This window comes from Flavobacterium circumlabens, assembly GCF_004345565.1.
Classification (GTDB): domain Bacteria; phylum Bacteroidota; class Bacteroidia; order Flavobacteriales; family Flavobacteriaceae; genus Flavobacterium; species Flavobacterium circumlabens.
Genome location: NZ_SLWA01000004.1, coordinates 348,711 through 362,195 on the forward strand (window position 1 = coordinate 348,711; position 13,485 = coordinate 362,195).

Sequence of the window (13,485 nt, forward strand, 5' to 3'; positions counted from 1 at the left end):
TTAATTAATTAAAATAGCGTTTTGGGGAATGGTTTTTAAAATTTCAGCTATAGGTGTGTCTTCATTTTTTACCAAATGATCGAGTATGATAAAATAATTTTGAATCATATACTCGATATCTTCAGCAGAATAAGCCTCTCGATTGTATTCTAAATTAAATAGTATTCCACTATTAAAAGGAACAAATAACCCTTTCAGATTAAAATGACCCGACCCTTCTTCGCTATGCCCTTCTCCAAAATTCTCTAAATCCATTTCTGTATAAACTCCTGTAATAAAATTAAAGAAGGTTGGAGTTAATACTCGCAATGGAACATCTAAATCATTTAAAATTTCTTCATGCGGATAAAATCTATTTTGAGAAGTATCAAACATTTCTTCTGTAGCCATCAATACAAATTCTTTAAAGGTTAAGGAATCATCAATATCAAGAGCTAAGATTATAGATGTTGAAAACCACCCTACCATTTCCTCAAATTCTTTGAATACTCTTGTTGAGTAGGGTACTGAAAATCGAAGGTGGTTTGTTTGGTTTATTTTATAGAACACCAATAAAAATACCGAAACTATATTCATAAAAATACTGGACCCATTATTTAGGGTTAGTTTTTGCAGGTTTTCATAATTTGTTCCTTTTACAAAAATCTTATACGAAGAACCTTGCTCCTGATAGAGGTTTACTACTTTACCATAGGCATTAGAAAATTGATCTACAGGTCTTCCTTTTGCGGCAATTTGAATTTCTGCACTTAATTTTTCTTTATAGGTTATATTATATTGATCGTTTGTTTTACGAATGCTATTTTGGATTTTCTCTAAATATTTTTCTTTTAGCGAGAGCGCTTTTTCACTTTTAGAAAATTCATTTACCCACATTGCATAATCTTTATACTGAAATTTTAAAGGTTCAAGAGGGTTTTCCTTTCCTTCAGAGAATGCTGTATAAAGCTGGTGAATTTCTTTACTCAGTATATTCATTGAAACACCATCAGATATAATATGATCTATGGTAAATAATAACCCGGACATTTCCGGTGAATATCGGACTACTTTCAGATGAAAAAGTGGTAATTTTTCTAAATCAAATCTAACATTGTTGCTGTTTTTGCGAATCTGTCCTATTAACTGATTTTTATTTATATCATTTGAAATATCAATGTATTCAATGGCAATTTCGGGAATACTGTTTTCTACATATTGCTTAATCTCACCATCAATAATTTTAAATGAAGTTCTTAAACTTTCATGCCTTTTTAAAAGTACCTGTATTACATTCTGCAGAATTTCCGGATCAACCTGTTTAAATCGTATCAAAAATGACATATTAAAACAATGTTCTTCAAGGATATTTTTTCTGATGACTATTTTTTCCTGTTGATGAAAAGTATCAAACCATTGTTGATCTCCAAAATCTTTTACAGCTGCAATATTTAGTTTTGGGAACAAATGATGCTCTTCGTTATTATTAAGATCATCTTGATTTCTAAAAATAGGCAAATCTTTATTTTCAAGTGCTTTTTCACTAATATATTCAGTCATTAACCCGATTGTATTAAGCGATAAAATCTGATGCAGGGAAAGTTTTACCGTAAATTTTTCATTTATCTGATTTAATAAATACATAGCATTTAACGAGTGACCGCCTAATTCAAAAAAACTTCTTTCAACACTTATTACCTCACTTTCTAGTTCTAAAACTTCAGACCATATTAATTTTAATTCTTTTTCAATTATTACATTTAATTCGGCATTATTCAATACTATTTCCTCTTTGTTACTTTCGACGGGAGCTACAATAGAATTTGATTTTTGAACTTGATGTTCTATGTTCTTTTTTATGTGTTCAATTTGTGAAGTCCTTTTATTAAACTCTTCTGGCAGCGTACCACTTTCTTCTGTATATTCTTCTAAAATAATATGTGCATTTACTCCGCCAATAGCATAACCGTTTAATGCCGCCCTTCTTACATAATGCTTTTTCTCCCATACAGAACCTTTGTCTTCTAAAATTAAAGCATGATCATTTTCAATCTGATTGTTAATATTACTTAAACCTGATATTCCTGGAATAGTCTGATGCTCAAAAGCTTTTACTACTTTAATCAATGATGCTATCCCTGAAGCAAATTCGGGATGTCCAATTGTTGGTTTGATACTACCTACATGCCATTTTTTATCTGATTCTGAGCTCAATTCTTTATAAACATCATTTAAAGCTTGCAGCTCTATAGCATCGGCAAACGGATTTGCTATGCCATGGGCTTCAATATAATCTACTGTTTCCGGGCTTATTTTAGCTTTTCGAAAACTCATAAGTACAGCTTCTCTAATTCCTGAAGGACTTGGAGCTTCTAGAGAAAAGCCTCGGCCTCCATGAAAAATCGCACTCGATTTAATAAGGGCTAGTATTTTATTATGATCTGCTTTAGCTTTTTTTAGCGATTTTATTATAATTACTCCTGCTCCTTCGCTACTTACAAAGCCTGTTCCTTCATTTGAAAAACTTTTAGTTGTATTACCGTTACTTAATAGTTCTTTTATTTCTGACAAATCAATTTTCTGGAGTTCTGTTTTTGGAATAATATTAACTCCTCCAATAATTGCCTGTTCGCATTCACCTAAAGAAATACTTTGCATTGCTCTGTGCAATGCAACATAGGCACTTGTACAGGAAGTATTGACTACCTCACTTGGTCCTTTTAAATTTAAATGAAATGAGATCTTATTAGGTATAAGGTAAGATCTCTGATCTTGAAAATTTTGCATTTCATTAAGTTCTCTATCATTTATAAATACTTGTTGAGCACCAATAAAAACCCCGGTAGAAGAAGATGAAAGCTCTTTTAAAGACAGTTGATTTTCTACTATTGCCTGTCCTAATACGCTAAATATCATTTGCTGTTGACGGCTTAACAACTTATATTTTTCTTCACTTAAATTTAATTTTCCAAGATATTTTTCGTCATACCCTACTGTTACTTCTCCATAATGTAAAGAATTACTGGTAGTAGTAGTAAGAAGTTCTCCTGCCACAATATTTTCCCATAATTCAGCTGAATTTTTAGCTCCGGAGAATGCTGCTCCCAAACCAATAATAGCTATATCATCTGTTACTAAAGAGTTATTGCTATCTGCAATATTTGTTTTTTTGTCCCTATATCTTTCAATACTTTTTGCAGTGTGCAACTTCTGCACGGTCGGTTGTACAACAATGGTCTCATTAAATATTTCTTCATTGCTTTTGTTTGATAGGGTATCGCTATGGTTTTCTACAAGAAACTGCGCAAGTTCGTCGATAGTAGGATGATTAAAAAACTCTATGGGCATTATATCTAAACCATAAAAATTATTTATTGACTGTGCTAATTTTGTCAATAATATAGAATCAAAACCATATTCAGCCAATCGTTCACTTTTATCTATATCCTGAGGTTTCAGTGTTAATATTTCAGCAGTAATATTTAAGATCTCTTCTGTAATTTGTTCAACTAAGACAGATGTATCCTGAGTTGCTTTTTCTTTTTTACTCTCATAATGCTTTATTATTTTCTTTTCCTCTCCATACAATACCATAACTTGTGTATGATCATGGCTTAATATTTCTTCAAAAGCAAATAATCCTTTATGGGTTGGCAACGATTTTAGTCTTAAAATTTCTTCCGCCCATTGTTCACTTTTCACATCATACAAACCACTTTCTTTCCATACTGGCCAGTTAATACTAATTGTTTTTCCTTTTCTGTTTCCTTCAAGAACATTTTTATTACGCTGGTATGCATAGCTGCTCAAAAAAGCATTAGCCAAGGCATAATCTGATAAATTTAAAGATACTACTCCTTCTAACGCTCCCGATATGGATGAAAAGTAAACAACAAAGTCTAAAGAATCATCTTTTGTAAATTCATCCAGATATTGTGTTCCTTTTATTTTTGGCAATAATACAGCTGAAGACTCTATAGTTGTTAAAAATTGATCTGGATTTTCTACTGAAGAAACGGCACCCGCACTATGTATAATACCATTTATAGCGCCAAACTCGTTCCTGATTTCATCTATGCATTTTTGAAGCTGCTTTTCATTTGTTATATCACATGAAATATACTTTGCTCCTCTTATTTTAGCTATTGTGGCTTCTTTTTCTTCTGACAAAATACTTCTTCCTACCAGTATTATCCTGCAGTTTTTTGCTTTTTTACTTAAGTATTCTGCAAACGTTCTTCCTAAGCCACCAGCTCCACCAGTAATGATGTACACTCCATCTTCTTTTATTTTAAAAGATTCCTTCTCTACAGGACTGGAATGAATTGGTTTCAACGTTCTGTTTTCTCTTTCATTCTCCTTGTAACGTACTTCTATATCTGTTGAATTAAACTCAGATTTAATAATCTCCATCAGTTTATCTTCATTCATTAAAAATGAATCGACTCCCAATAACTGGCCTTGCAATTGATGATTTCCAACTTGAAATGTTCTGAACAAACCTGTGGCATAACTGTAATAAGACCAATCATGATTTTCATGAAGGACCGTTATTTTAGTTGGTGTTTCCTGTGCTGCTATCCTGAATACTTCCTCAAACAATAACTTACTAAACTCCATAGGATCTTTAGTATTCAATTGTTTTATGATAGTGTTTGAAATAGACGACAGTTTTTCGTTTTTTAGGTAATGCTCTCCAACAATTATCACAAGATGGTTAGCATTATTTACTGTTTTCTCAGACAATAAAGCTTTCTCCCATTTTGGTTCAAGGTAAACTAATTTATTTTTTTCTTCATCGTTTTCCTTGTCTTCCAATAGGGGTTCGTCATTAGATAATAGAAAATTTGAAAGATAAACCAATATATGACCTTCCTTATTAAGAAATGCAACGTCATAATTCTTCTCTGCGGTATTCTTTGTTACATAACACCAGGAGGCATCTGTTAAACTGGTATAAATATCAACTTCATTTATATGCTGCAACATATTGATTCTAAAATCTTCCTTATGATACAGGATACTGCTCATACAGCTTTGAAAAGCAATATCTATTACTCTAGGGGAAAGTATAAAGTGCTCTTCTTTATCTTTTTTAATTTGTGAAAGTGCTTCATTTTTACCGTAGTAAATTTGATTTATACCTTGAAAATTTTCATTATATAGTAATCCCAGTTCCTTTAGTTCATCATACAATTCTGTTCCTTTTTTAAACCCGAAAGCCCTGTTTATTATAGAGTCCAGACTTACAATGTTTCTTTCTTTGGGTATTTCATTACTTAATTTTCCAACATTATACAGTTCTTCTTTTCCATTTTTAGTAGTGTATATTTCATATACGACCTCGTCATTTTCCTGGTACAAATTGATTGCTACTACATTGGATTCATCCTTGATATAAACAGGGCTAAGCCAATTAACATCTGTAATTTTAGAAACTTCTTTTTGAAGAGACCGAAAGCCTGCTTCTCTTGCCATCTCTAACAGAGCAATTCCTGGAATAGCATTTTTATTTTTTATCTTATAATGTTTGATAAAGGATTCATCCCCTGAAAAATTGCTAATAAATTTTTGCTCTTTTAAGCTCGAGTAATTAGCATGCAATAAAGGATGTAAGGTGCTTTTTTCAATCTTTTTCTCTAATTCTTTTTCTGCAATCCAATATCTGTCTCTTGCAAAAGAATAAGTTGGTAAACTTAGTTTTTTAGGTAACTTAACCTCTTGATATAATAAAGTCCAGTCTATTTTTACGCCACTTACCCATAACTGCCCTAGAGAATCCATCTCTTTTTCTTCAATAGAAATTTTAATGTAGGCAGAACCTGCTTTTCCTTTTATGAAAAATTTTGTACCGCTCTTTTTTATGTTTCCACATAACATTTCCTTTGTATTACCATCGAGATAAGCAGAGAGTTCTGCTTTCAGCTCCTCTGTAGTACCGGCAATACAAACCAAACGTTCTTCCATTTGAGTTCTTCCTGTTTGTAGCGTATAGGCTACATCGCGCAAATTCACTTCCGGATTATCAGTAAGAAATTGTAACAAATCTCTCACCTGATTTTTTAAGCTTTCTTCATTTTTGGCCGATAATGGAAAAATAGCCGTTTCCTGAGGAGAGTTGTAGGTTTCCTTCAGCTTATATTCTTCTATTACAATGTGGGCATTTGTGCCACTAAAACCAAAGCTACTAATAGCTGCTCTTCTCGGCTTACTTTCATCAGATTGCCAGTATCTTAAAGCAGTATTGATGTAGAAAGCACTGTCCTTGATATTTAGTAATTCATTTTCTTTTTCAAAATTAATAGTCGGAGCTATTTTTTCATGTTTTAATTGTAGTACGACTTTTGCAAGACTGGCGATTCCTGCCGCAGCGGAAGTATGCCCTATGTTACTTTTTACAGAACCTATTCCGCAATAATTTTTCGTATTTACAACTTCAAAGACTTTCTTTAATGCTTCTATCTCTATAGGGTCTCCCAATTTTGTGCCGGTACCGTGTGTTTCTACATAACTTATCGTCTCAGGTTTAATATTATAGCGCTCATAGGTTTCTTTCATTAAGGATAATTGAGCGTTGGCATTAGGTGCTGTAATTCCGTTGGTCTTACCATCCTGGTTTATTCCTGAGCCTATAATCACACCTTTAATATCATCATTGTCTCTAATTGCGTCTTTTAGTCGTTTCAGCACTACTACTCCCACTCCTTCTCCAGGAACAAAACCATCTGCTCCATTATCAAAACTTTTGCATTTACCTGTTGGCGACAGCATTCCTGCAGCACACATTTGCTTGTAGGTCTCTACACTCAAATAAAGCGATACTCCACCTGCAATTGCCATATCGACCTCTTTGGTTCTAAGGGCCTGACAAGCCAAATGAATGGATACTAAAGAACTAGAACATGCAGTATCTACCGCTATCGCAGGACCTTTTAAATTTAAGAGATAAGCCACACGTGCTGCAAATATTGAATTTGAATTTCCAGTCATCATTTGCGCCTGATTTTTATCTATTCCGGATTCTTTAATACGGTGAGTATATTCATTTATCATGATCCCAGCATATGTTCCGCATTTAATTCCATTTAAGTCATCTTGTTGGTATCCTGCATCCTCAAAAGATTTCCAGCATTCCTCCAGAAATATTCTATGTTGCGGATCCATTAAAATGGCTTCTGTTGGTGATATATTGAAAAATAACGGGTCAAATTTATCTACATCGCTTAATTCTCCCATCCATTTGCAATATAGTTCTCCTGTTTTCTCTCCTCCTTCTTTATAATGCTCATTTAGGTCCCATCTGTTTTTAGAAACCTCATCGACACAATTAATCCCCTGAGAAATATTACGCCAAAATTCATCCAGATTTTTAGATTTTGGATAGCGTCCGCTCATTCCTATAATCGCAATTTCATCATCCTCAATAGATAAATTATCTAATGGTGCAATTAAATCGCTTACCGGTTCCGTTATTTTTATAGATTCGGTAATATAATTTTGTAATTCCTGAACGTTTTCTACCGCAGACTTTTGATCTGAAACATTATTTTTAATTAATTTTTTTTCAAGTACCTCCTTATATTGTAATTCGATATAAGCTGATAATGATGCTACGTTAGGATAATTAAAAATATCTATGGGACTCAAATCTATTTCTAAGGACTCATTGATATTTTTTACCAATGTGGTTCCTAGTATAGAATCAAAACCGTAATCCATAAAAGATTTATTGATATCAAAATCTTCTTTTCTGTGTTTTATAGTGCTGGCCACTATAGCTGTTATTTCTGTAATCAACTCTTCCTGATTTATTTCGTGATTTACTTTTTGATTTACCTTTTGGTTTACTTTTTCAACATACTCTTTTTTGGCTTCAAAAGTTGTTGGTAAAACTTTTTCTGAAAGCAATGAGACTGATTCCGGTAACTTTTCCTTCTTCAATATTTTAATAATCCCATCGCTTTTTGCTACGATCATTTGTTGTGCTAAAGATGCTTCTCCATTTTCAGGATAGAAATTGATTTGTTTAAAACCTGCCTCCTTTAGCACTTTATCCCAGGATGATTTTAATAATCCCGGACTTCCTGATAATCGAAGCGATTCATCATCATACAACCACCATCCCTCTAATAAACCAAAGGTTAAAGTGGTAAACAGCTCTTTGCCTGAAATTTCATTTAAAAACAACATACCGCCTTGCTTTAATACTGCTTTTATATTGGTAAGTGTATTAAGAATATCTTTTGTTGCATGCACTACATTAGATCCTACTACAATATCATATGCTCCTAAAGAAATTTCCTGATGTACAGGTGATTCTTCAATATTAAAAATAGCTGTACTTAAATAGGGGGCCATTTTTTTATATTGATCTTCGGCATAAAATAAAAACCCATGAGAGATGTCGGTATACTTATATATTATAAAATCTTCGTATTTTTTTAATTTTTTAAATAAAATTTCACTTGTACCACCTGTTCCTGCTCCAACTTCTAATAGCTTTATTTTAGATCCTGCCGGCAAAGAAGGTATCGCACTCGCAACTGCTGATACAATAGCCTCTGATATCAAATCATTAAAATAATCCATCTGAGCATTACCCTTGTAAATAGGGCTTACCAAATCCATGCTTCCGTTAGGAAACAATACATCTGTAGCACGTATCTGCCCACGTAATATAGAGGAAAAACTATCTAAACTTGTTTTTAGAAGCTTTACCTGCGACACATAATTTTCTGAGGATTTTTCTAAAAAGTTTTCAAAAGAACTTTCGATATTAAAATTTATGTTTCCTGATTTCAGATAACGAACCTCATCCCCCTTTTTCTCCAAATAACCTGCAATTGATATTTCTGATATAATTTCTTTAAATAAACGCTGATATAATGGTATAATGCTTAGTTTTTCCTGAAGTGATGCTATAGAAATCCAATCCTGGGCATTAGTTTTCAATCCCATATCTAATAGGATATTCAGTATTGAACGAAGACTAATTTCCTTAAATAAATCTATGTCCTGACTGCCTTTTACTTCATACTTCCCTTCTTTAACCTCGTCTAATGAAACTGAACTTATGACTTCTATGGCCTTTATTTCGCAAGCAGATCTTTCCAAAGATTTCATCACTTCTTTTCCTTTTAACTTTACTGCAACAACCTGACGGGTTCTGCCGCTAAGAATTTCTTCTAATATTTGCATCCCTTCATCAGAACTTATGCTTCCTGCACCCATCGAACTCATTAGCGTTTTATATCTCGAATCACTCACAACTCCTACTTCTCCCCAATATCCCCAATTTATGCTATAAGTTGGTATTCCAGTACTCGTTTCTACCGCACGGGCATAACTATCTTTGTACCTGCAGCCAGCTGAGTAATTAGACTGTCCCATCCCATTCCAAAAAGACTGGAAAGACGAATAAAAACATATAAAATCCAATGATTCTGATTTGAATGCATCTATAAAGTTATGGCTGCCTTTTGATTTTGGCAGATAAGAGCGTTCAAACTTATCTAAGTTCATCTCTGCCAATAAAGAATCTTCGAGTACTATCGCACAATGAAACAATCCGTTTACTGTACCATATATGCTTTTTATTTCTTTACAGGCTTCTGCCATACTTTCCTCTGAAAGGGCATCGCACTGATGGTAATATGGGCGTTTTCCTTTTAATGCCAAGGTCTCTATAGCCTCTTGTATTTTAGCGTTGGAAGAGCGACGACCCAACCATATTATTTGGGCATCATACTGTGTTATAAGGTACTCGCTGGTAGTGCGTCCCAGTCCTCCATGTCCTCCTAGTAAAACATATATACCACCTTTTTTTAGTTTGCCTAAACTGCCTTGTTGTAATTGGTAACGCACTAAATCCAGTTCATAAAAACTTCCTGAGCGATAGCACAATTGTTTTCCTGCAAAGGATGAAGAAAGACTAAAGACAGAAGTTACTACATCAGCGGTTAAATCCTGACGTTGCATATCTACCATGCGAACATTCCATTTGGGTTCTTCCTTTAACACAGAACTTAGAAAGCCAGATATACCGCTACCATAAAAAGACACTGTCTCTTCCGGATAAACTCCCAGCGTATGAAATGTTAAGACCATTATTTGCAATGGCTGATTGGTATACCGTTTAGATAACTCCTTTACCACCTTAAATACTTCACTTTCGATATTTACATAACCAGTTATAGATGGTGTTGTTATACCATGCAACAAATAAATCGTTGGCACTTCATCAAAAGAACTAAGGGGAAATTCTATGGATTCTGTCACCTGACTACCGTCTTTACTCAGTACCGTTTTTATATCAGATAAAATGCGAGCATCTACAGGCTGTGTTCCTGTTAGCAACAAATGAGATCCTTGTGACACCTGAATGTCATTTTGTGTGGTTATTCTACGCCAGCTTGGAATATAACTCATAGATGAAATATCTACTACTTCTTTTATTGGTTTACTATCCTTTTCTCTGTTGTCTGATCCTGTCAAAGCGACAAAATCTTTCATAAAGAGCAACGGCTCGCCCAATTCGTTTAATAGATATACATCATAACTTTTTACCTGATCTGTAGCTGTGGTTTTAGCACTAAATTCTGCATATCCAAAAAGAGATTGAACATTTTCCAAATTCTTATAAAATTCTATACTTCCTATGTGATATGGAAATGACAGCTGATACTGGTTTCCATTTTTATCACCTAAGCCAAATATAGTATGCAAAACACTATCTAAAAGACCCGGCGAGTATTCATATTCTGATTCTGTTGGTAATTTAAGTTCTGATAAACAATAGTTATTTCCAACATACAATTCTTGTACTCCTTGAAAACTGCTTCCCAGGGATAAACCTGAAGATTTCAACATTTCATACAATATTGATCCTTGTATTTTTTCTTTACTGCCTACACGTAAAGTTTCAAGATCAAATATCTTAACAGATTTTATATCGCCTAAACGACTCAAACCCTGACCGTGTTTAATTTTTTCTCCGTTAATAAAACTATAAACTTCTCCCGTTATAATATCTTGTTTTTTTTGCAATTCGACAAATACTTCTGTTGCAGTGGCTACTTTTAAAGGATGAAGCAATAATAAATCTTCTATTGCCATAACGCATGAGCCAGTGCTGTCTGCACTTGCAGCACGCAATAATTCTATGTAGGCAACTCCAGGCAATATAGATTCTTCTAAAACCTTATGATCAGACAGAAAAGTTTCATTACCTGTATATACACTGGCATACTTTTGATCTGAAAATCCTGATATATTGCGATGTACAAGCGGATGAAGCTGTTTCTCGTTTAAAGTAAGATCTACCTTTGCCTGTGGGGCTACAGGTATCCAGTAACGTTCCTTAACAAACGGATAGGTAGGAAGGCTGATTTTTCCGGGAATGTTTTGATACAATCCTTTCCAATCGATTTCCGCTCCTTCCAATGCCCATTGTTTCGCCAGATAATCGTATTGTTCTTTCGAAGAGTGTTCCGAAATCTGTCTTGCAACTTTATCTTTGACGGCTATTAATGCTTCTATGTTTTCAAAAAAACCGGCAGCCTCACCAATTAAGTAAAGGGATAGTTTATCTTTTAAGTCTTTCATATCCGAAACTACTGTGGCTAGCCTGTATGACATTGCTTCACGCCCTGTCTGAAGTGTATGAGCAACGGCTGTGATATCGAAATCTTCTTTTTCAAGTTCTCTATATAAATTAGAGACCTGCATCCTTAACTGAGACCTGCTTTTTGAAGACAAGACAATTATAACAAACGGCATTGTAAAGACGCTTTTGTCTTTTATATATTCTTCTAAAATGATGTGCGCATTACTACCTCCTGCTCCAAAACTGCTTATTGCCGTTAATCTGGGTTTGTTATTAAGTGTTTTCCAATCTTCTAACTTTTGCTGTACTTTAAAGGGAGTTTTCTCAAAAACGATATTTGGATTAATAGTTGATGAATGTAATGAGGGAACAAGTTTTTTGTGTTTTAATTGTAATAGTAATTTTGTTACACCTGCAATACCGGCAGCAGATTCGCAATGTCCTATATTTGACTTTACTGATCCTATACTGCAAAACTGTTTTTTCTGAACCTGAAAAGCGCTATTTAGTCCCAATATTTCTATTGGATCTCCTAAAGAAGTTCCTGTACCATGCGCTTCTATATAGCTAAAGTCTTCCGGCTTCACTCCTGCCTTATCAATTGCTTTCTTTATTACGCTTGATTGTGCTTTTGGATTTGGAACTGTATATCCATTTGTTTTTCCTCCATGGTTGATAGCACTTCCTTTTATAACAGCATAAATCTGATCTCCGTCTTTTTTAGCCTGCTCTAGTGATTTTAATAAAATAGCGCCTACTCCTTCTCCCGGTACATAACCATCACCTTCAGTCCCAAAACTTTTGCATTTTCCTTCACTAGACATAAACCTTGCCTGGCTAAGCATAAAATATTTATTAGGATGGGCTATAATATTGACCCCGCCTGCAATGGCTAAATTGCAGCTGTTATTTTGTATGCTTTCGCAGGCTAAATGTATAGCTGTTAATGACGAGGAGCACATTGTATCAATCCCAATACTTGGACCGCTAAAATTATAAAAATAGGATATCCTGTTAGCAATACTGCTTGAATTACTTGTAGGGGTAATAAAATTACCTTTCAGACTTTCTGCTATGCCAAGGAGTTGGTAGTCCTGATTCATTACTCCTACATAAACTCCTACAATGTTTTCGGGCTCTGCCAATGCATTTACTCCGGTCGCTTTATTTATAGAAGATCTGGTGTAACCTGCATCTTCTATAACTTCCCATACGACCTGCATCAATAATCTTTCCTGAGGATCCATCATTTCTGCTTCAAAAGGGGATATAGAAAAGAAATCAGCATCAAATTTGTCTGCATTTTCTATAAAACCTCCCCACTTACTGTAACTTTTTCCTTTTTTTCCTTTCTCACGATCATAAAAACCTTCGATATCCCATCTCTCTTTAGGAATTTCTGATACAAGGTCATTCCCTGTCTTCAGGTTTTTCCAAAATTCAGCTATATTTTCTGAACCCGGATACATTCCGCTTAAACCAATAATTGCAATATCCTTTTGTGGTAGTGCTTCTTGATTATAAAACCTTTTCTTTTTAACAAGATGTTTATAGTTCTTATCAGAAACAGTCACCTCGGAATCTGCTGATGTCTCTGTTTTTTCTTCGGTATTAAATAAGGATTCTTCATATTGCTGCTCAAAATACCCTACTAATTCACGCAATGTCTTATACTCGAAAAACAATGTGGAAGGAATATCTCCAAACACCTCATTTAGACTATTGTTAATATTGCTAATGGCGATAGAATCTATGCCATATTCATCCAGAGCTACATCCAGTTCTAATTTTTCCTCATTTATTTTTAATTCTTTTGCCAGGTATTTTTTTAGAAAACGGGTCACATTTTTACGAGATTCCTCATTGCCTTTGCCTTGCAGAGTCTGAACTGATTTTCCGGA

The 13,485-nt window shown here is 34.1% G+C and carries 1 protein-coding gene (cut by a window edge); it reads right to left on the reverse strand.

Translation table 11 applies throughout. The features are described 5' to 3' along the window. Window positions 1-13,485 carry the 3' portion of an SDR family NAD(P)-dependent oxidoreductase gene (locus EV142_RS12635; protein ID WP_132036244.1) on the reverse strand. Its footprint extends 5,154 nt past the window's final position, so 13,485 of the gene's 18,639 nt are visible here — the last part of the coding sequence; its start codon lies beyond the right edge, outside the window; the stop codon is at window positions 1-3.